We start from the raw sequence: 19603 nt of genomic DNA, 5'->3' as shown, positions 1-19603 counted from the left end.
GCGACGGCTTTACCACTTTTTTGATAATAACTCCTTCAATGTCGCACAATCCATCATCGATTCCGCTAGCATCTTTTTCAACTTGTTATTCTCAACTTCCAATGTCTTCAGACGCTTCGCCTCTGACACCTCCATACCACTATACTTCGCTCGCCATCTATAGAATGTCTGCTCTACTATGCCTAGCTCTCGGCATATATCTGACACTTTTGTTCCATTCTCGTGGGATTTTATAGCTTTAATGATTTGCTCTTCGCTAAAATGTTTTCCTCTCATATTCAATACCTCCTTTTTGATATTTAATACTAGTTTATCCGGAAAACTCTCTTTCGATGTGGTCCTATTTGCGGGGGAAAGGTCATTTATCGGAAAAACTCTCTTTCGATGTGGTCCTATTTGCGAGGGAAAGGTCATAATGGAGATGCTAAGTCTGATTCATCTCTAGAGGATAATGTGTCAGACATCGATAAAGGAGTAAAAGGTCTAATAAGACAAGGAAAACATGGAACTATTAATGAAAATCAAAAAAAACAGCTTGAGAAACTAGAGGAAACTGACTCTCCTAAAGATAACGAACCTAAAGATAACGAACCTAAAGATAACGAACCTAAAGATAACGAGCCTAAAGAGAGAGTAGATCCTAACTACCCTGAAGGTCCGAAAGCGGTACCATGGCCGTAATGTTTTAGCTTGTTGTGCCAGATTCTTTTTCACTGTCGACTTCAAGATTACTTGAGGTATTTGCTTTCTTTATTTCTCTAATTAGCCGGGTTAATTAGTACTCCGTGATAGTTGAAAATTAAACTGAATGGATGTTATAAATTTTTTATTCGGAAAAGTAGATAGAAATGGCCCATAAGAGATAGCACTAAGCGTGCTACCTCTAATAAGTCATCAGAAATGAATGGGTCGTATAGGATTCGAACCTATGACCATCGGGTTAAAAGCCCGGTGCTCTACCAGCTGAGCTAACGACCCATCGAAAATACTGATATTAAAACTGGTAATTAAGATAGTTTATTCGGCTCTAAGACTACTTTTTCATTTTTCAAGCGATGAGTATAAAAGCATTTTTATGATTGTCAAATAATTAGTTCTAAAAATCTCTTCGGATGGCAATAGCTGGTGGTGTTCGGCCGTGAACGATTCTACGGTTACACAAAGCTGATACTCGGCTACCAGCTGTTCGTTATGACCCAAAGCGTTATGACATATCTGTAACGAAGAAAATTCGCTTGACTATGCGCAGAATAAAGATTTATTTGTCATCAGCACCATTGGCAACAGCGGAAGTTTCTAGCCGTCTGCAACATTTTTGAGACTATCCTTGATTTACTGATATAATTGCCTTTAATTAATTGTGTTTGAAATATGGATTTAGTACAACAAACCCTATTGTGGGCTTTTCTTATTGCGCTGGTTGTCGGTGCGATTGCGAATAAAACCAATTTCTGTACTATGGGTGCAGTCTCTGATTGTGTCAACACCGGTGATACTGGGCGTATGCGGGCGTGGGTATTTGCCATTGCTACGGCTATTGCCGGAGTTGCGTTGCTGGATATTTCACAACAGGTAGACTTATCGCTCGTTGAGCAGGGGGATACTGGTAAGCCACCTTATACGACCCCACAGTTCATCTGGCTGCGTTATATACTGGGTGGTTTATTGTTTGGTATTGGCATGACCTTGGCCTCAGGCTGTGGCAATAAAACCTTGGTACGCATAGGCGGGGGCAATCTTAAATCAGTGTTTGTTTTTCTGGTTATGGGGGTTGGCGCCTATTTGATGATTTATACCGACTTCGGTTTCTATGCATTTTTGCAGTGGATGCCGACTCTCAATTTTAACGATTATGGAATAGCTAATCAGAGTATTGATGCGATATTGTTACATACCTTGCCTGCGAGCGTCGAGAGTTGGTCTGGTGCGAGCTTGATTATTTCATTAGTCATCGTCGCACTGCTTTTGCTATGGTGCTTTAAATCAACTGACTTTTCCAGAAACTTAGACCATATACTGGGTGGTGTGATTATCGGAATTGCTATTGCGTTTGCTTGGTACATTACCGCCGGACCGCACGGTCAAGAGTTATTGGAAGAAATAGAGTTCTTTGATGATATACCCTACGATGTAGGTGCGCAATCACTTACTTTTGTAAAGCCGACGGGTCATTTTTATTATTGGATACAAGAAGGTTTTGCATTTCAGTATGTTTCTTTTGCGTTAATCGCCGCCCTCGGCGTGATTGTGGGTTCCTTTATATACTCGCTATCTACTAGGGCCTTTCGCATAGAATGGTTTGCGAACCTAAAAGATTTTATGAATCATTTGATCGGTGGTTTGCTAATGGGTATCGGCGGGGTGCTATCGCTGGGTTGTACTTTCGGACAAGCGATTAGTGGTGCATCGACACTGGCACTAGGTGCTTTGCTTACTTTTATTTTTATCGTACTGGGTGCAGCTATGACCATGAAAGTAAATTACTATAAACTTTTGTACGGCGACGAGGCTAATTTCTTTAGCGCTTTGCTCGCCGCATTGGCCGATCTTAAATTGATACCCAATAAATGGCGCCGCTTAGAAGCAATTTGAAGTAGTGGCAAGCTGTAATTAGCAGTTTTATAGATTGCAAAGTGCTATTTTGAAATCTATAGAAGCTTTGGATTGTTCGGGTGCCTTCTGAAAATCGGTTGTGCGAAAAAAATGAACTAACAGGCGCGAAGAGTTGACCGATAACTTTGGAAAAATATCTCGCTTCACGGAAAGTCTAATCAATTCGCATTTTATAGAAGGTGGAATATTCTCTGTATAGAATCCGGCTTCTGCTTGGTGCGGCTTAAATTCTGCGCTTTCTCTGGTCATCGCCAAACTACTTTGTATGCCGTTGTATAGCTCCTTAAAAGGAGCATACCAGTCTCTCAAGTTTTGCTGCTGATGGTTGTGCGGTAGCGTAGTCCAAGTTGCAAACATAGGCAGATGAAAATTTGCTAACCCGCCACTGATATTAAGGTAAGATTTTATCGTGCTTAGCAAATAGTGGTTGTGGTACATGGCAGTAGGAATAGCAACTTTTTCTATTTCTTGCATGACTTGTTTTTTCTCTTCTAGTTCTTTTTGCAAATGAGTTTGGTTAACCTCAGCTCGATCTTTAAACTGGAGTAGTTGATGGCACTGCTGGTTTAAGTTGCGCATTACTTCGCCGCGCATATCGTTGTTCATATTAATCTCAATCAATTGATGCAGTAAACGCAGTGCCTCTACTATTGCGTACCCTTGTCGCGAAGCCAGTCGCGCATCAATCTCGTTGATTAGATATTCATAACGCAGAAAATGTCTAATCCTACTATTCCTAGGAAACTCGTAAGTCGTAGTTATGGTAGGTTTTTTCTCCGTATTAGTTGTTGTGTCCATTTTTTATGAAATTTGTCTATCTGTGCTTTTAGATACCTTATATCTCTGCTATTATCAATCACTTGGTCGCAAACTTCTAGCCTCTGCTTGCGAGTGGCTTGAATACTAACGATTTTTGCTGCTTCGTCATAAGTTAAATTATCGCGCACGATTAATCTGTCAATTTGAGTCTGCTCAGAGCAATCAATAACGACGATGTAATCGACCAGATCGATCATCTGCGCTTCAATTAGTAGTGGCACGACAACGATGCAATAAGTGGCGTTGATATTTGCCATATATTTTCCCAGTGCGGCGCGTATTGGCGGATGCATGATGTTGTTCAGGCGTATTCGTGCGTTATCATCCGCGTATATTATTTTTCGTAGAGCAGCTCTATCTAGTTGATTATCGTTAATAATTTCGGTGCCAAAAGCAGCTACGATTTGTGCCAACTGCGGGCTGCCTGGTGTTGTGAGTTGTTTGGCAATGACATCGGCGTCGATAACTGGTACGCCGAGTTCGGCAAATAATTTAGCCGCGCTACTTTTGCCGCTGCCTGCTCCTCCGTATAAAGCTATCTTCAACATAGCGCAACCGACTACAGTTGATAGATAAACTCAAAAGATGTTTTGAGTTGTGGGTAGAATAAAAATGTGACGATACCAGCAAAAGCTAAATGAGGGCCAAACGGAATAGCATCGGAGAGCGCATAACTTCGTTTTAGGTGCATCAAACCATAGAACAGCAAACCGCTTAACGAGGCGATTAGCACTATAGTCGGTAGGAGTTTCCAACCCAAGCAGGCACCCAGCGCAGCGAGCAGTTTCATATCGCCTTGCCCCAACCCTTGTCGCCCTCGTATCGTCTTAAATATAAGATTTAGCGAGAAAAATGACAGATAACCTAATACTGCACCTAGTATCGCTTGCTCGGCTGGGACGATGATAGCGAAGTAATTTAACGATAATCCTATCCACAACAACGGCCCGCTGATCTCATCTACCAAATAGCCTTCGTTTTGATCGATAGCGGCAAGTGCTATCAAACAAGAAACAAAAAACATACCGAATGCACTCTGATACGAAACTCCGTATACGGCAAAAACCACGAGCCAAGCAATCATCGTCAACAATTCTATTAGTGGATAATGCATGGCAATCGCAGTGCCACAATATGCACACTTTCCTCTTAACAATATAAAACTGACGAGTGGAATTTTGTGCTTCCACAATATTGGCGTTGCACAGTATATGCAGTGAGAGGGTGGATACCATAAAGAGATGTTGGATACACTTTGTTTATGTTCGGTGCCATCCAGTAATGCGCGCGCCTCGCTTTGCCAGCGGTGCATTAAAATAATAGGTAATCTATAGATCAGCACATTCAAAAAGCTACCGACTATCAACGCCGCGATAGCGATTGCAATCCACCACGCATAGCTAGGTATAAAAGCCACTTCATAAATCATAGAAAACCAATGTTATAAGTCATTATACAATGTAGCGCAGGATTGTACGATGCCACGACATATGGGACAAATCTGGGAATGAAGCAGCGAAGCGTTGTACAGGAGTTTGAAAACCTAAACCTTGATGTGGTCGCTTAAAGTTGAAGCGACCAAGATATTCAAATAATACATCGTTAAACACAGACAAATCTTCCATTAGTAAATCCTCATGATAAATCACAAACTCCTCTTGGATGGTGCGATTAAATCTCTCGTTGAAAGCATTCATTTTAGGGCTGCGAGGGTAAGTATAACAGTGTTTGATGTTGCGTTCTTGTAAATAAGCATCAAAGTCTCCTTGGAACTCGCTACCGTTATCAGTAAGTATTTGGGTGATATGATTGGGGAATACGGTTTCAACTAGACGAGCAAACTCAGCGGCGGTTTTGCTATTTGCACGGCGCACAGCAATGGCGATAGCAAAGCGGCTGTAGTGGTCAACTGCAGTGAATAAATAATAGCGTGTGTGATTGACGAAGTAATGGATGGTGTCCATTGCGATACAATGCCCGGGATAGTTCGCTGGTTCTTTTCCTAGGCGCAGGCGTCGTTTAGAAGGTTTAGTTTTTCGCTTGATTTTAGGGGATGGGAGCGAACATCGCATGCGATCAGGTGCATCAGCAATCAATCGTGCGATGGTGCGGGGTTTAGGGCAGACTAAGGCTCTCTCATCACACCAATTCTTTAACTTGCGGTACACTTTCTCGCTGCCGGCATTCGGATAACTGATGCGTAATCGTCTAATTTCAGCGATGATATGCGGCGACCAATTCCGCACTCGCCTATGTCTAGGAGCGGTGCTAGCGTTGAGCAAGGCTACCATGCCCCTTTGTGCATGGAGCTTTCGCCAGCGGTATAAAGTCGTGTAATAGCCTCCAGTTTGTTTGAAAAATTGGCTATTTTATACAAACCTTTGATGCGGTAGCCAATGTGTAGATATTGCATGTTGGCTACCTATGTTTAGGAGAGTTTTTTTTGCTTCTAGGAATGCCCTTTTGGGCAGGAATATCCGGTTCTACTGAGTCCCATATGTTTCTGGCATTATACAGATCGGCAGAACCGTTGGTATACTCGTCTGTACTAGTCATGTAGTGACTTAAGGCTAGTAACTTAAGGGTTTGAGGATATCAAACACTACTTAAAAAAATGCCACATCTGGTTCTTTTTATTTTAGTTTAATAATTAAAAAAGAGTATCGATATGAATTTTACGATAATCATATTTAGCGTATGATGAAGTATAGGTTGTATAATGCACTTTTATATCTTATTTAATCCCCATTTTAATGTTTAGCAAAAAGTTTGTACAAGGCACAGTCATAGAGAATAAACATTGGACAAAGCGGTTATATTCTCTGAAAGTAGATGCCAAAATTAAAAACTTTTTGCCTGGTCAGTTCGGTCGGTTGGGATTAGAAATTGATGGTGAAGAGGTGGCGCGCCCATATTCTTTTGTTAATGCTCCGAGCGAGGCACATTTAGAATTTTATTCTATAGTAGTGCCCGACGGACTTTTATCGTTGCGACTATATCAAATGCAACCAGGAGATAAAGTATGGGTGGCATCTTCGCCTGCCGGGTTTTTCACTATGGACGAAGTGCCGGCCGGGCGTGAACTGTGGATGCTGTCAACCGGCACTGCTCTAGGTCCTTTTCTTTCGATACTAAAAACTGATACACCGTGGCAACGATACGCTAAAATAGTGCTGGTACATGCGGTGCGCACCGAAGAGGAATTAGCATACAAAGAAACTATCGAGCTTTTTAAGCAACGCTCACCTGAGCAGTTCACTATGGTGCCTTTCGTTAGCCGCGAGCAAACGCAATATGCATTATCAGGACGTATCCCTGCCGCGATTGAAAACGGTAATTTAGAGATGCGTGCTAACACCGCGCTAACCGCCGAGAGTTCTCAAGTGATGATTTGCGGTAATCCTGATATGGTCAACGATACGACCGAAGTGCTGAAAGCTAATGGATTTAAGAAAAACAGGAGGCGTGAACCAGGGAATATCACAACCGAAAATTACTGGTGATACGATTTTCTATCTTGCCGATGCCCTCTACTTCACACGCTACTATATCGCCGGGGCGAAGGTATTCCGGTGGTTTCCTAACATAACCAACACCACTGGGCGTGCCGGTTGCGATCACGCTACCCGGCTCTAAAACTATGATATTGGATATAACCGAGATAACAGTGGCTACATCAAAGATTTGATTAGCTGTAGTATCGTTTTGTTTGAGAACCCCATTTACATAACTGCGCACGGCCAGTGCTTGTACATCGCTAATCTCGGATGTAGTAACTATGCAAGGCCCCATCGGACAGCTGCCGGGTAAACTTTTCCCCAGAAAAAACTGCCCGTGTCTTCTCTGCAAGTCTCTAGCCGTTATGTCGTTAACCACGGTGTAACCAAACACATAGTCTAGTGCCTGTTCCTTATTGATTTTATGTGCAGTGCGCCCTATCACCACCGCCAATTCCGCCTCCCAGTCTATTTTTTCGGAGACCTCGGCGTCGTAAGGAATATCGTCGTAGGGATTATTTATCGTAGATATATCTTTGGTGAACACGATAGGGTATTTCGGTAAGTCCTTCTGGGCTATTGCATTGCCCTGAGTTTCATTTATATGTTCGGAATAGTTCCATCCTAAACAAATAATGTTGCGCGGTGGCTGCAAAATAGGTGCCAATAAATTTCGCTCATCGATCTCTACGCTCGCCTCTGAGGGAGCGTTATCAGCCCATTCTGCTAATTTAACCAACCCTTGATGTCCATCTCCAATCAGCGATAACATATCGGAATAAGGTATCGGCTGATTGGCGTCTAGAGAGGGCAACAAAACTTTGCCATCCCTTAACACACCAATACGTTTTTCCTGTTTATATCTATAATTAATCAGTTTCATCTTTGCCTACAAATTTATGTTTAATTTTTAATTAATATGCTTGATGTATTTAGGTTCTCCTTCTAACACGACTTCTATTTCTTCACCGCTTATCTCTAATGGTTTTTCTATGCCATCAAAGCTCGTGCGAATCGCTACATCACCGTATACATGACAGGGTAACCGAATGGTATTATAGTAGACGAACACATTGTCTTGAAACTCTCCGCTTCGTATTTTAACTGGGCATTTTATATTTAAGTGCTCTACACTATCACTAAATGACCCTTTGACGATAATGCTACCGCTTTGCCGCCACCTCGTGCGTTGTTTTGCAGCATCCATCACCTTGATAATCAGCGCATCGGAGAATATCAAAACATATAGGCTATCACTAACCTCTAAATCTGCAATGACCGTATTCGGCAGTTCAAGCAACCTATAACTCATAATTTAAATCATTCAACTGGGCGTAATAGTTTTCTATATACTGGTCTAGAGACAGTTTGTCGGTTTTCTCCAGTCGCTTTTGTTCGTCAATGCTATTTTGTGCTGTTTGTTCAAACTGCCTCAAATGTTCAGTGTCTACGGGATATTGCATAAAATAACCTTTCTTTTGGGTCGCATAGTGTCTGATCAATTCAACAAAACTCTGTTGATTTTGCCGCATTTCCTCAAGCATTAATGCCGACGGACATAAATCAGGGTGATGGAATTTTTCCATCTGCTTGCGCAGTGCCGATCGATATATATCATTATTACACTGACTATCCAATAAATCACATACTGCTTGCATTCGCATACAAACATCTATTCCCCATTCTTTTAACTTTCTCTTATTGCCGAAATAATTTAACTCTAAGTTGGGATAACGGCCTTCTTGTGCCACTTTGATTTCGTTACCGTCTATCATTTCCCAGTGCTGAGTGTCAATCAGCGGACTATCATCGAGTAGGCAAAAAATCATTAATGCTTCAAGAAAACAAAGCTGTTCGACACCAACGCCAGTATTTTCGATGATGTCTATATCGAGCGATCTGAGTTCTACATACTGCACACCTTTGCTCCTTAATATCGCCAGTGGCATCTCGTCACCGCTACTTTGGTGTTTAGGGCGTATCGTACTATAGTATTCGTTTTCTATCTGTAGGATATTCGCGTTCAACTGTCGGTACTCGCCCCCTTCTTTAATACCCAAAAGTCTATAAGGCTGGTATTCGCTTCCGACCGCCCTCCCCAAGCAGTGCACATACTGCTTCAAATTGTCGTAACATGCCTTAACGCCGATATCAGCTTCGCGATTATTTTGATAACCGATATCTCCCATCCTAAGTGAAGTTGCATATGGAGCGAATAATGTTGTGTCGTCGAATGGGCGAAGGTCATGGGCGCCTTCAGCTACGAAAGTTCTAGATATTGCAGGCGATGCGCCGAATAAATATGGTATCATCCACGCCACACGCAGGAAGTTTCGGATTAAACCCATATAGCGTTCAGAACGGAAATCGCTCATCGATTCACTACTGCCAAGATATTGATAAAACCATTGCCAAAATGTGTTTTCCAACGAATAATTAAAGTGCACACCGGCAATGGTCTGCATAAACCGACCATAGCGATAAGCTAACCCTCTTCTATATATGGTCTTCATTCTGCCGATATTGGAGGAACCATAATACGCCAACGGTATGTCAGTCCCGTCCCTTATGGTGCATGGCATGCTGGCACACCAAAGTAGTTCGTTGCCTATATGTCTATACACACAGCCATGTATTTCTTCAAGGAAATCAATTACTTGTGTCGCAGTGGGTAGCGGTGGCGTTACGAATTCCAATAAAACTTCGGAAAAATCGGTGGTGATATAAGGATGCGTTAACGCCGAACCTAATGCTCTAGGATGTGTGGTCTTCGCTAAAGTACCATCGCCGGCAACCCGCAACGACTCTTTTTCTATACCGATCAAGCGATGCTGCAGAGGCCTGCTTGCCGCACTGGCAATGCTAGCTAAAATTTTCTCTACATTGGAGTGGGCACTCACAATTTAGTCCCCTGCATAAAATCTCTATCAAACGAAGGCCCTGGATCAGTCTTTCGCCCAGGCGCAATATCGCTGTGATAACTAATACATTCGCTATCAAGTTTAGGATAAGCGACTACTAGAGCCGATATGACTGAGCGGAGACTCTCGTATTGTTGCTTCTCGTAAGGTTGTGTATCACAACCCTCGACTTCTATACCTATTGAGTAGTCATTACAATTGCGACGTCCTTTATAGTTTGACTCACCGGCGTGCCAAGCACGGCGATTAAAAGGAACAAATTGAATAATCTCACCGTTGCGGCGTATCAACAGGTGTGCTGAAACCCGCAAGTCTTTTCCCAATTCTAGATCTGCACACTGCTGTACAGTCAACCGATTGGTAAACAGCTGCTCTATTTCGTGTCCTCCGTATAACCCAGACGGCAAACTGATGCCATGAATTACTATCAGTTCAATTTCTACTTGTGGCGGCCGCCGGTCGTAATTCGGCGAAGGTATATGAGATACTCCGGTTAACAAATGCTGCGTTAGATCAACTTTCATTCTTTATTTAAGGCTTTCAAATAATACGCCAACATAGTATCGTCAAAACAGGCAAATACAATATCCATTCCACCACCGTGCTGCCTACAGCTACAAACTGCAATTTCTACCGCCTTATCTACTGGATAACCGTACACACCGCAACTGATTGCCGGAAATGCAATACGGCTTAGCGATAGTTGTCGCGCTAAATCTAAACTATTACGGTAGCACGATGCTAATAATTGAGCTTCGTTTGCCTCGCCACCTTGCCATACTGGCCCTACCGTATGTATTACATAGCGTGCCGGCAAACGATATGCTTTACTTACCCGCGCTTCTCCGGTAGGACAACCACCTAAAGTTTTACACTCTTTCAATAGTTGCGGACCTGCCACGCGATGTATAGCCCCGTCTACTCCGCCGCCGCCAGTCAATTTGTTATTAGCAGCATTGACAATCGCATCAACCTTCAGTTTGGTAATATCGGCTTTAACAGCTTGAAGAACCACTTTCATTATCTATAAAATTAGATTCCGTGTTAATGTTTAATTAATGTTCCCACTCCGCCATCAGTTAACAATTCAAGCAATACAGCATGGGGGGTACGTCCGTCGATGATATGTGCCGCCTTCGTGCCACCGAAAATTGCTTTTAACGCGCACGAAACCTTAGGTAACATGCCGCTGTGTATCGTTTTCTGTGCAACGAGTTTGCTAATTTCAGACTCGGTGGCTTGAGTTATCAGTTCGCCTTGCTTATCGAGAACACCTGCAGTATTTGTCATTAAAATTAATTTCTCGGTTGCTAGATGTGCGGCGATGCTGCTTGCCACCCAATCCGCGTTGATGTTGTAGCATTGACCATCGCTACCAATGCCCAGAGGAGCGATTAGCGGAATACGGGTAGGGTGATGTGTGAGTTTATCGAGTTCTGGTGACACTGTAGCAACCTCCCCCACCAAACCTAAATCTGTATCAGACATTTCTTTTCCATCATATAACTTGGTTGCCGTTATCATTTGATCAGCGACGATATTGTGTGTCTGCCCTCCGTGTTCTTCTATAAGCCGGCTGATGTCAAGGTTGATTTCTGCCAAGGTTTTTTTAATGATCTCTATAGAGTCTGACCCAGTGACTCGTAAACCGTTTACGAATATGCTTTCAATGCCGGCTGCCGCCAAGTTACGTGAGATATTGGGACCGCCACCGTGGACTATTAGCGGGTGCATGCCAACTGCTTTAAGTAATACCACATCTCTTGCGAAACCGTGTCTGAGAGATGCTTCGGTCATTGCACTACCGCCGTATTTGACGACAATAGTCTTACCGTAAAACTTTTGTATATAAGACAAAGCCTCACTTAGCACTCTAACTCTATCAGCATTACTAAAATCTTTGTTCGCCATAAATCCGACCGTCAAAAAGTTATTTCTAAATCCCTTTCTACCAATAGTAGTTGCTTTCTAAAAATGTCTTTTACTTCATCAAGGCGTTCTGCATTATCCGCTTCAAAGCGAAGCACTAAACACGGCGTGGTGTTGGAGGCGCGTACCAAACCCCACCCGTCATTAAAATCAACTCGCAAACCATCAGTGTAATCTAGTTCGCCGTCGTTGAAGCGTGCTTTTGCGAGAAAATGTTCCATGAAGATGTGTTGGTCTCCTTCGTTTTCTAGGTGTACATTCAATTCTGGGGTGGAGATGCTATGCGGTAATTTAGCGAATATCTGACTAGAACTGTCGGTATTGTCGGCACAAATTTCTACTAGGCGGGCTGCCGTATACAGTGCGTCGTCAAATCCGTACCAGCGATCATTGAAAAAAATATGTCCGCTCATCTCACCTGCTAATAGTGCAGCAGTTTTTTTGAGCATAGATTTAACATAAGAATGGCCGGTTCTGCACATTTGCGCATGGCCACCGTTTTTTTCTATTATCTTGCGCAGGTGGTTAGAGCATTTTACATCGTAGACTATGCACGCTCCCGGCTCTTGTTCCAATATCTTTTTTGCGTAAACCATCATCTGACGATCTGGCCAAATAATATTACCTAACTCGTCTACTACCCCTAAACGATCTCCGTCTCCATCAAAAGCAATGCCTAGTTCGGCATTACTTTCCTTGACTGTGGCGATTAAGTCAACAAGATTTTTTTCTTCGCTAGGGTTGGCGTGATGATTAGGAAAATTGCCATCTATATCGCAGTATAAACACTGCAACTCGCATCCTAAAGCATCAAATAATGCAACCACATAAGGACCAGCTACACCGTTGCCACAATCTGCAACCAGCTTGTACGGATAGGGCAAGACAATATCCTCGGCTATTTTATCTATATAAGCGTCCATCACATTCAATGAACGATAGCTTCCGTGTCTTTTGTTGAAGTGTCCCTTGACGATATCTTGATATAACGCTTGTATCTCATCACCGGCCAACGTATGTTTGCCGACCATCATTTTCACTCCGTTATAATTCGGTGGATTATGACTGCCAGTTACCATTAAACCGCAACCTTCAGAATATTCATGAGCAGCGAAATAAAGCACTGGCGTCGGCACTGCACCTAGATCCACTACTTGCACACCCGCCGAGCGTAGTCCACCGGCTAACGCTTCAGCAAAACGAGGACTCGATAATCTACCGTCTCTGCCCACAACAAAACTTTGTGCTTCGGGATAGCGCGTGGCAATCGCACGTCCTATATCGTAGACCAGAGCTTCGTCTAAACTATGATCTACTATACCGCGCACATCATACGCACGAAAAACACTTTTATCTACAGGCATTGTTAATGGGTGCCGGAATGACCGAAGCCTTTATCGTTGCGTTGGCTGCGTTCAAAAGATTCTACTTTTTCAAATTTAACCTGTACTGTAGGCACGAAAACCAGTTGTGCGATGCGCTCCCCAGGCGCTATCCTAAAACACTCGCTACCACGATTCCAACAAGAGATATAAATCTGTCCTTGGTAATCGGAATCAATCAGACCGACTAGATTCCCCAGCACAATACCGTGTTTGTGCCCTAAGCCAGAACGCGGCAATATTATTGCGGCAAGCGATGGATCTCCAATATAAACGGCGATACCGCTGGGTATCAATTCTACCTGCCCAGGCGCAAGTTCAATTGCGTTGCTCAGACAAGCTCGCAAATCAACACCAGCTGAACCTGAGGTTGCATACTGCGGAAGCGGATATTGCTCCTCTGCGCGAGGGTCTATCACTTTAAGCTGTATGCGTCGTCTCATGATGTCCGCTATGCTTATAGTAATCTACGATATGCTCAATGATGAGTCGCCCTAAGTTAATTTTAGAGTCAGGTCCGAGGGTAAACTTAGCACCGCGCTGGTATACGATCACTTCATTATCCATGCTATCAAAGCCGTAAGGATAATCGGTACCGACTTGGTTTGCGATAATCATATCCAAGCCTTTAGCGAGCAATTTTTTCTTAGCGTTGCTCTCCAATGCTCTAGTTTCAGCAGCGAAGCCAACTGAAAATGGACGCTGCGGTAGTTGGGCAACCGTTGCCAGTATGTCTGGTGTGGGGATGAGTTTTAATGATATATCCTGTTTGCTACGCTTGAGTTTATGGCTGTATGTTTTTTGTAAGCAATAATCGCCAACCGCAGCACACGCAATAAAGATATGTGCGTCGCCGACAATCCTCATCACGGTCTTTAACATTTCTTGGGCGGAGAACACATCATATCTTCTAACACCAGTCGGTGTGTCTAAAGAAACCGGCCCGGCCACCAAATGCACATCGCCACCAGCATCAGCTGCTGCTTGTGCCAACGCAAAGCCCATACGACCGGAACTACGATTGCTGATATAGCGCACTGGATCTATCATTTCGCGTGTCGGACCAGCAGTGACGACCACTTTGCATTGGCGCAGAGCTTTGTTTGAATCGAGCAATAAGTTTATGCGTCTTGTCAACTCGGAAGGTTCCATCATACGCCCTTCACCTTCGTCGCCGCACGCTTGTTCACCGCTATCAGGTCCCCAAATCGTGACACCAAGGTTGCGTATCTTTTGAACATTCTCCCGCACAGTCGAGTGTTGCCACATCTGTTTGTTCATTGCCGGGGCGACTATCAACTTTTTATCAGCGGCGATGCACACCGTAGACAGTAAGTCGTCGGCTATGCCGTGCGCCAGCTTGGCAATGAAATTAGCGGTGGCGGGGGCAACGATAATACAATCTGCCCACCGTGCTAACTCGATATGCTTCATCCCGGCACCTTCTGTTTGAATAAACTGTTCGGTTTCAACAGGGTGTCCGGACAAAGCCTGCAAGGTCAAATTAGTCACAAAAGCTCGTGCCGATGCGGTGGTGATAACACGAACCTCACTGCCTGTCTTACGCAACTCGCGAAGCAGATAAGTGCTTTTATAAGCTGCGATACTACCGCAGATACCGAGCAAAAGCCGCTGACCACTTAAATTGTGATGATCCGACAGTCCGCCATTTGATGAACTCATCTTATATCTTCATGGTAAATTAAAAAGGTAATTTTAACTTATCTTTTAAGCCTTCTAAAAAATCGCCTTTGATTTTATCTTGTATCTTTTGCTCTATATCAGTCACTTTTTCTTCTAATTTTTCCTTGAGCTCAGTTCCCTCCAATATCTTTTGTTTAATCAGAGGGCTAAAGTCTGGTTTATAGTTCGGCGAGTCTAGATTACCGGAAATATGCACAGGCACCTGTATTTCCGGTCTGGATTTCAACCGAGTGTATAACATATAATCAATCTGGGATCGTATAAGATCTACTTGACCAGTTCCTTTCATATCCAATAAGGGCATCTGAACTACTAAATCGTCATTTTTGGCAATACCCTTATTCAGTATCACCGTGGCAGTTAAATCATCAAAGATTAATTCTTCGCCGGCTGTCCGTTTCGTACGTCCCTCTAAAAAGGCAACCACTCTCTCAACTATTGCGGCAAGCGATTTATCACCCAAAGACCCTTGTGTAATACGCACATTCGCTTTGCCGGCAGAACTTGCCAGCAGTTCGTCAACATTCCCGAGGGTACCGCTTAGTGCTAGGTTTAGTTGCGCTTGCCCATGTAAGACTGCTTGTCCATCGGCGCTAACAGCAGCCTGTATCTTGTCAATCGGAACATCTCTGGCTAGTAACTTCAACTGATATAAATTAGATTTAACATTGCTATCTAATTGACCACTAATGCGCCCTTGATGAAATTCCGCCTGCCGTAAATTGAGTAATATCCTATCGTCTATCATAGAACTATCTAATAAAATTTTTCTGAATTGCCAAGTATCGTAATTGAGCATAGGCACTGCAATTTTAGCTTTAGGGTTTGTATATAAATCGCTGAGCTCTAGGCGTCCATCTACTTTGAGATCATCATAAGAAACCGTAAAATTATCAGCAATGAAATCGCCGGCCAATAATGTTTTGTTCTGCTCTGCCGTTGCACTGACACGCAAATCTTTATCCAAACCTTTAATATTGGCGAGTGTGCTAAGGTTGTAGACTTGCATATTGTTGTTTGCTAAATTGGGTAGCACTTCGGCTGTTATATTAAGCGTTGCATCAAGATCAGGCATGTCTGCCGACAATCCGTTGATAACTGCGTCCAGTTCAACAGGGATTTTATTTTTCGCTAAAGTGCCGCCGGTTAGCTCTAGCGAAGCTATTTTGCCGTTTATGCGTGCCATCAACGGTGTGCTCAATTGAGTCACATCTACAGTTAGACCGGTGCCGCTGATGGTTGCATCACCTGTTGATAAGTCGGGCAACACTTCGGTGTTGACTGCTATCACTGCGGTTAAGTCTTTTGCGTCCCCCGCAAACGTACTTATTTTTGCGTTCAAAGAAACTGCGGTAGGCTTGTTGGTATGCCAAGTGCCGCTTTCAAAGCTCAAATCACTAATCTCCATACGACTATCGTTTAAGCGATCATCCCAGTACAGGTAGCCTTCTTTTAGTGTCAAACCACCAAGGCCGGTTAATGCCAATGCTTGAGAGACCTTACTGCCTGCATCCTGCTTATCAGTATCTTGTCCTGCGACGATCATCGTCTCAAAGTCTGCAAAATTGAATTGCCCGCGAGCATCTCTCAACACATTAACCTTAATACCTCTTAGTACTATGCCGTCTATTTGCACTTCATCTCGTAGTAGGGGCAATAGCTCCAGACTCAGTTGTATTTCTTCGGCTTCTAGAAAAGGTGTATCGCCGAAATCCGGATTTTCTCCAACCTTCAATCCTCCGGCACTAAACCCGATGGACGGAAATAGGCTTAAGTTTAGGGTAGCTAGTTCAACCGAACGCTTACTTTGTGATTCTAGATAAGAGATAATTTGTTCTTTGTAATCGTTCGCATCGAAATAGTAAACGAAAACAGCACCGAGTGCAACGGCTAACACTAATACCAACAGTAGTAGCGATAATAATCTTTTGATTAACTTAAACACTGCTATTCTCTGGACGATGCCAGGTTCCTGATCGGCCGCCGGATTTTTCTATCAGCCGAATATTGTCTATCACCATACCTCTATCCATTGCTTTGCACATGTCGTAGACGGTGAGCAATGCGATTTGTACTGCGGTGATAGCCTCCATTTCAATACCTGTTTTAGCATCTATCTCAGCACGACTACGGCAAACGACGGCAGGTGGTTTTGACTGAGTTTCAAAGTTTACTTCAATAGATGATAGGCTTATAGAATGACATAGCGGTATTAATTCTGATGTCCGTTTAGCTGCCATAATGCCAGCTAAGCGGGCTACACCCAAAACATCACCTTTAGCCGATTTTCCACTTAAGATGGCTTGCAGCGTCTTCTCGTTTAGTAAAATACACCCTTCGGCAATCGCTACTCTACGGGTGACGGCTTTATCACTGATGTTGACCATCTGCGCATTACCCTGTTTGTCAAAATGAGTTAATTCAGACATATCTCCCCATAAGTTGAATAAGCAATGTAGAATAATTGGATATTAAAAGTGAGAGTATAGCATGATAACAGTTAAATATTTCGCATCGCTACGCGAACAGACAGGACGGAACCAAGAGTGCGTAGAAGATGTAAGTGAAATAGCGTCGGTCAAAGATTTGAAGAATGTCCTATCCAACACGCTACCGCCACAGGCGTTATGCGCGGTGAACTACGAGTACGCAAATGATGATACCGCTATTAAAGACGGCGATGAAGTCGCCTTTTTCCCACCAGTCACCGGAGGCTGATTGAAGGCAGACAGAAAATGCCCAGTGGCGCTGTTGGAGAGGTCTCCAGCATATCAAATCCAAAAGACTATAAAAATTGAAGAGGACTATAGAAAGCTAATGAAGACAAAACCACGAACAAAGCCAAGATGGATAAGTTCCTAAGCCTGATGGAAAGAACACGATGCATACTCGCTAGAAGGTATTGCTAAAATAATCAGTATGCAGATTAGTATATAATTCGCAATTTATATTGCGACCCGTGCTATCTAAATATACCTGTGCTTACAGGTATCGTGCATAGGGAAGCAATCTTCCGCACTTAAGTATATAATATCCATCATTTAAATGTATCTATAACTAAGAAATGTCTTATCCGCCTATCTATATTATTAGCTTAAAACGGGCACCAGAAAGACGGCTTTCCATATCAAGACAACTTGATGCTCTTAACTTACAGTATCAATTCATAGATGGAATAGATAAATATGATTTGCACTCTCAAGCATATCGCAAGGCGATAGCAGACCAGCTAGACATAGATGAGCAACAGCTAGATTATTTTTTCAAAACACATCATAAATCTTATTTAGGCACTATGGCTTGTAGTCTGAGTCACATTAAGGTCTATGATTTAATGATAAAAAACAACATTTCCCGAGCCTGCGTGTTAGAAGATGATTGCCGGCTATTACCTAATTTTCCGCAGCTATTGGCTGAGTCCCAAGTATTTCTGCGCGATATCATAATGTTTGGTCATGTATCACGTTTTATTAAGGCTATATTACGCGAACACAAGAAGCATCTTATAAGTAAGAGAGGAAAGAAATCATTAAGAGATATTTTTAGCATTTATTCACGCAGCATATATAAGCTGATAAGGTATAAAAAGTATTACCCACAACTACCTTTATATATGGTATGTTCCATTTTTTCGGCTATCGTCAGAGAGGATTTTCTATGTTTGTTGAAATCAAAAGAAGCCCGTGTCTATTCAAAAATGAGCGCGGTTAAAATAGGGGGTATACCCTCGTTGGATAAATCTCCTCGGCATAGGTTTAGCTCTAACCATCGTCTAACAGAGCCTTGGCTTAACAAATTTGCTGCAACATCTGGCATGGGTTATATGCTAACGCGTTCGGCAGCGATTAAATGGAAACAGGCTATTATGGATATGCGTAGAGCTTTTGATACAGTTCATGGGACATTATATTGCAAGGGAGAGTTAGATCTCTTGATTGTTTGTCCTCCTTGTATTATTGCACTACCCGCCTACACATACTATAGTGTCCACTCTAAGTAAGAGATGACCTTTCCTCATTTAACCTTAGATTTTATGAGCAAGACTTTCGAGCGCCTATAAATGCCTTATCTACCTATCTATATTATTAGCCTAAAACGGACAGCGGAAAGATGGCTCTCCATACAAAGACAACTTGATGTTGACCTGATGCCTTATTAAAAGTCAACTCATTTTATGCATATTTTATACTTCTCTGTTAAGCGCTCATTTCGGCGTTAAGTGAACCACAATAATTGGGGCCGAAAGGCTTATGATGTTTAAGTACTCCATAAATAATGCGTGCGAGCTTGTGCGCACAAGCGACAATAATTTGCTTTTTGGATAAAATCGTGCATTGCTCTAACCTATCGGCAAAATCACGCAACAATGAATTATGATGTCTAGCTGAAAGAGCAGCCATAAACAATCCACTGCGCAGTTAAACATTGCCAATTTTAGAGATACGACCTTTAGCTTCGTAGTTTCCAGATTGCTTGCGCACGGGTGCGATGCCAATAAAGGCAGATGTGTTTAGCATTTTGAAAAGTCTGAATATCAATAGTCGCACAAAAGAATGCGAGTGTTTGTGTACCAATACCGGAGATTGAGGATAACAATGCTTGGGTCTTTGCAAGCTGAACATCGTCAGCAATCACCTTAGTAATATAAGCATCAATTTGTGTGATACGACGCTTGATGTAGTTGAGGTCTGTTATCGCACTGCGCTGTTGCCTACGCTCATTTAAGGTACTAGCACAA

22 protein-coding genes and 1 tRNA gene are annotated in these 19603 nt (G+C 42.9%); 5 read left to right on the top strand and 18 right to left on the bottom strand.

Annotated features, from left to right (window positions below; all coding sequences use genetic code 11):
• Positions 1–9 precede the first annotated feature (9 nt).
• A complete protein-coding gene (locus GDA45_07795) occupies positions 10–276 on the bottom strand; it encodes a transposase (protein ID MBC6414763.1) in 267 nt (88 codons plus the stop codon).
• A gap of 108 nt (positions 277–384) precedes the next feature.
• Here GDA45_07795 and GDA45_07790 point away from each other — a divergent pair, with 108 nt between their 5' ends.
• Positions 385–681: a hypothetical protein gene (locus tag GDA45_07790; protein ID MBC6414762.1), complete on the top strand. Its 297-nt coding sequence runs from the start codon at positions 385–387 to the stop codon at positions 679–681.
• A gap of 224 nt (positions 682–905) precedes the next feature.
• Here the strand turns inward: GDA45_07790 and GDA45_07785 are convergent.
• A tRNA-Lys gene (locus GDA45_07785) sits at positions 906–978 on the bottom strand.
• Positions 979–1371: 393 nt separating this feature from the next.
• Here GDA45_07785 and GDA45_07780 point away from each other — a divergent pair.
• Entirely contained in the window at positions 1372–2592 is a 1221-nt protein-coding gene (locus GDA45_07780) for a YeeE/YedE family protein (protein ID MBC6414761.1), read from the top strand.
• Positions 2593–2619: 27 nt separating this feature from the next.
• Here GDA45_07780 and zapD read toward each other — a convergent pair whose 3' ends face one another.
• The 4 genes from zapD to GDA45_07760 are packed head-to-tail and all read right to left on the bottom strand — an operon-like array spanning position 2620 to position 5723.
• Positions 2620–3411, bottom strand: coding sequence for a cell division protein ZapD (zapD, locus tag GDA45_07775; protein MBC6414760.1), 792 nt, complete (start codon positions 3409–3411; stop codon positions 2620–2622).
• Positions 3372–3980: a dephospho-CoA kinase gene (locus GDA45_07770; protein ID MBC6414759.1), complete on the bottom strand. Its 609-nt coding sequence runs from the start codon at positions 3978–3980 to the stop codon at positions 3372–3374. Before GDA45_07770 ends, zapD begins: the two co-directional genes overlap by 40 nt.
• Positions 3981–3991: 11 nt before the next feature.
• Entirely contained in the window at positions 3992–4861 is an 870-nt protein-coding gene (locus GDA45_07765) for a prepilin peptidase (protein ID MBC6414758.1), read from the bottom strand.
• Positions 4862–4883: 22 nt separating this feature from the next.
• Positions 4884–5723 carry a transposase gene (locus GDA45_07760; GenBank protein MBC6414757.1) on the bottom strand — a complete coding sequence of 280 codons (840 nt, stop codon included), beginning with the start codon at positions 5721–5723 and terminating at the stop codon, positions 4884–4886.
• A gap of 462 nt (positions 5724–6185) precedes the next feature.
• On the opposite strand from GDA45_07760, the gene GDA45_07755 reads away from it, so the two are divergent.
• Positions 6186–6935 (top strand): ferredoxin--NADP reductase, encoded by a 750-nt coding sequence (locus GDA45_07755; GenBank protein ID MBC6414756.1) that lies wholly within the window; start codon positions 6186–6188, stop codon positions 6933–6935.
• Here GDA45_07755 and GDA45_07750 read toward each other — a convergent pair.
• The 11 genes from GDA45_07750 to moaC are packed head-to-tail and all read right to left on the bottom strand — an operon-like array spanning position 6913 to position 17294.
• Positions 6913–7812, bottom strand: coding sequence for a fumarylacetoacetate hydrolase family protein (locus tag GDA45_07750; GenBank protein MBC6414755.1), 900 nt, complete (start codon positions 7810–7812; stop codon positions 6913–6915). The two genes, GDA45_07755 and GDA45_07750, sit on opposite strands and share 23 nt — an antisense overlap.
• A 27-nt stretch (positions 7813–7839) precedes the next feature.
• Complete coding sequence (locus GDA45_07745) at positions 7840–8241, bottom strand: hypothetical protein (protein ID MBC6414754.1); 402 nt, start codon at positions 8239–8241, stop codon at positions 7840–7842.
• The gene (locus GDA45_07740; GenBank protein MBC6414753.1) at positions 8231–9829 is read right to left on the bottom strand and encodes a glutamate--cysteine ligase; all 1599 of its coding nucleotides are present in this window, start codon (positions 9827–9829) and stop codon (positions 8231–8233) included. Before GDA45_07740 ends, GDA45_07745 begins: the two co-directional genes overlap by 11 nt.
• Positions 9826–10374: a 1,6-anhydro-N-acetylmuramyl-L-alanine amidase AmpD gene (ampD, locus tag GDA45_07735; protein MBC6414752.1), complete on the bottom strand. Its 549-nt coding sequence runs from the start codon at positions 10372–10374 to the stop codon at positions 9826–9828. Before ampD ends, GDA45_07740 begins: the two co-directional genes overlap by 4 nt.
• A complete protein-coding gene (locus GDA45_07730; protein MBC6414751.1) occupies positions 10371–10871 on the bottom strand; it encodes an O-acetyl-ADP-ribose deacetylase in 501 nt (166 codons plus the stop codon). The genes ampD and GDA45_07730 overlap by 4 nt, the downstream gene beginning before the upstream one ends.
• Positions 10872–10894: 23 nt before the next feature.
• Complete coding sequence (gene argB, locus GDA45_07725) at positions 10895–11761, bottom strand: acetylglutamate kinase (GenBank protein ID MBC6414750.1); 867 nt, start codon at positions 11759–11761, stop codon at positions 10895–10897.
• An 11-nt stretch (positions 11762–11772) separates the two neighbouring features.
• Positions 11773–13143 (bottom strand): phosphomannomutase/phosphoglucomutase, encoded by a 1371-nt coding sequence (locus GDA45_07720; protein ID MBC6414749.1) that lies wholly within the window; start codon positions 13141–13143, stop codon positions 11773–11775.
• 2 nt (positions 13144–13145) lie between these two features.
• Positions 13146–13604: a dUTP diphosphatase gene (gene dut / locus GDA45_07715; protein MBC6414748.1), complete on the bottom strand. Its 459-nt coding sequence runs from the start codon at positions 13602–13604 to the stop codon at positions 13146–13148.
• Positions 13582–14844, bottom strand: a complete 1263-nt coding sequence (gene coaBC / locus GDA45_07710) for a bifunctional phosphopantothenoylcysteine decarboxylase/phosphopantothenate--cysteine ligase CoaBC (GenBank protein MBC6414747.1) — start codon at positions 14842–14844, stop codon at positions 13582–13584. The genes dut and coaBC overlap by 23 nt, the downstream gene beginning before the upstream one ends.
• Positions 14845–14863: 19 nt before the next feature.
• Entirely contained in the window at positions 14864–16810 is a 1947-nt protein-coding gene (locus GDA45_07705) for an AsmA family protein (GenBank protein MBC6414746.1), read from the bottom strand.
• Complete coding sequence (gene moaC, locus GDA45_07700; GenBank protein ID MBC6414745.1) at positions 16803–17294, bottom strand: cyclic pyranopterin monophosphate synthase MoaC; 492 nt, start codon at positions 17292–17294, stop codon at positions 16803–16805. Before moaC ends, GDA45_07705 begins: the two co-directional genes overlap by 8 nt.
• Positions 17295–17355: 61 nt before the next feature.
• Between moaC and moaD the strand changes: the two genes are divergently transcribed.
• On the top strand, positions 17356–17583 hold the full coding sequence (moaD, locus tag GDA45_07695; protein MBC6414744.1) for a molybdopterin converting factor subunit 1: 228 nt from the start codon (positions 17356–17358) through the stop codon (positions 17581–17583).
• Between the two features lie 346 nt (positions 17584–17929).
• Complete coding sequence (locus GDA45_07690; GenBank protein ID MBC6414743.1) at positions 17930–18865, top strand: glycosyltransferase family 25 protein; 936 nt, start codon at positions 17930–17932, stop codon at positions 18863–18865.
• A gap of 418 nt (positions 18866–19283) precedes the next feature.
• On the opposite strand, the gene GDA45_07685 is transcribed toward GDA45_07690, so the two are convergent.
• Positions 19284–19487: a transposase gene (locus tag GDA45_07685; protein MBC6414742.1), complete on the bottom strand. Its 204-nt coding sequence runs from the start codon at positions 19485–19487 to the stop codon at positions 19284–19286.
• Positions 19488–19603: the final 116 nt, after the last annotated feature.

This window comes from Chromatiales bacterium, from assembly GCA_014323925.1.
GTDB lineage: Bacteria > Pseudomonadota > Gammaproteobacteria > Poriferisulfidales > Oxydemutatoraceae > SP5GCR1.
Note: the sequence above shows the minus strand (reverse complement) of the source record. Positions and strands in the feature narration are given on the sequence as shown.

Excerpts from the sequence above, each read along its gene's own strand:
- GDA45_07795 (MBC6414763.1), bottom strand. The coding sequence starts at position 276 with ATGAGAGGAAAACATTTTAGCGAAGAGCAAATCATTAAAGCTATAAAA.
- GDA45_07790 (MBC6414762.1), top strand. The coding sequence starts at position 385 with ATGTGGTCCTATTTGCGAGGGAAAGGTCATAATGGAGATGCTAAGTCT.
- GDA45_07780 (MBC6414761.1), top strand. The coding sequence starts at position 1,372 with ATGGATTTAGTACAACAAACCCTATTGTGGGCTTTTCTTATTGCGCTG.
- zapD (MBC6414760.1), bottom strand. The coding sequence starts at position 3,411 with ATGGACACAACAACTAATACGGAGAAAAAACCTACCATAACTACGACT.
- GDA45_07770 (MBC6414759.1), bottom strand. The coding sequence starts at position 3,980 with ATGTTGAAGATAGCTTTATACGGAGGAGCAGGCAGCGGCAAAAGTAGC.
- GDA45_07765 (MBC6414758.1), bottom strand. The coding sequence starts at position 4,861 with ATGATTTATGAAGTGGCTTTTATACCTAGCTATGCGTGGTGGATTGCA.
- GDA45_07760 (MBC6414757.1), bottom strand. The coding sequence starts at position 5,723 with ATGGTAGCCTTGCTCAACGCTAGCACCGCTCCTAGACATAGGCGAGTG.
- GDA45_07755 (MBC6414756.1), top strand. The coding sequence starts at position 6,186 with ATGTTTAGCAAAAAGTTTGTACAAGGCACAGTCATAGAGAATAAACAT.
- GDA45_07750 (MBC6414755.1), bottom strand. The coding sequence starts at position 7,812 with ATGAAACTGATTAATTATAGATATAAACAGGAAAAACGTATTGGTGTG.
- GDA45_07745 (MBC6414754.1), bottom strand. The coding sequence starts at position 8,241 with ATGAGTTATAGGTTGCTTGAACTGCCGAATACGGTCATTGCAGATTTA.
- ampD (MBC6414752.1), bottom strand. The coding sequence starts at position 10,374 with ATGAAAGTTGATCTAACGCAGCATTTGTTAACCGGAGTATCTCATATA.
- GDA45_07730 (MBC6414751.1), bottom strand. The coding sequence starts at position 10,871 with ATGAAAGTGGTTCTTCAAGCTGTTAAAGCCGATATTACCAAACTGAAG.
- argB (MBC6414750.1), bottom strand. The coding sequence starts at position 11,761 with ATGGCGAACAAAGATTTTAGTAATGCTGATAGAGTTAGAGTGCTAAGT.
- GDA45_07720 (MBC6414749.1), bottom strand. The coding sequence starts at position 13,143 with ATGCCTGTAGATAAAAGTGTTTTTCGTGCGTATGATGTGCGCGGTATA.
- dut (MBC6414748.1), bottom strand. The coding sequence starts at position 13,604 with ATGAGACGACGCATACAGCTTAAAGTGATAGACCCTCGCGCAGAGGAG.
- coaBC (MBC6414747.1), bottom strand. The coding sequence starts at position 14,844 with ATGAGTTCATCAAATGGCGGACTGTCGGATCATCACAATTTAAGTGGT.
- moaC (MBC6414745.1), bottom strand. The coding sequence starts at position 17,294 with ATGTCTGAATTAACTCATTTTGACAAACAGGGTAATGCGCAGATGGTC.
- moaD (MBC6414744.1), top strand. The coding sequence starts at position 17,356 with ATGATAACAGTTAAATATTTCGCATCGCTACGCGAACAGACAGGACGG.
- GDA45_07690 (MBC6414743.1), top strand. The coding sequence starts at position 17,930 with ATGTCTTATCCGCCTATCTATATTATTAGCTTAAAACGGGCACCAGAA.
- GDA45_07685 (MBC6414742.1), bottom strand. The coding sequence starts at position 19,487 with ATGTTCAGCTTGCAAAGACCCAAGCATTGTTATCCTCAATCTCCGGTA.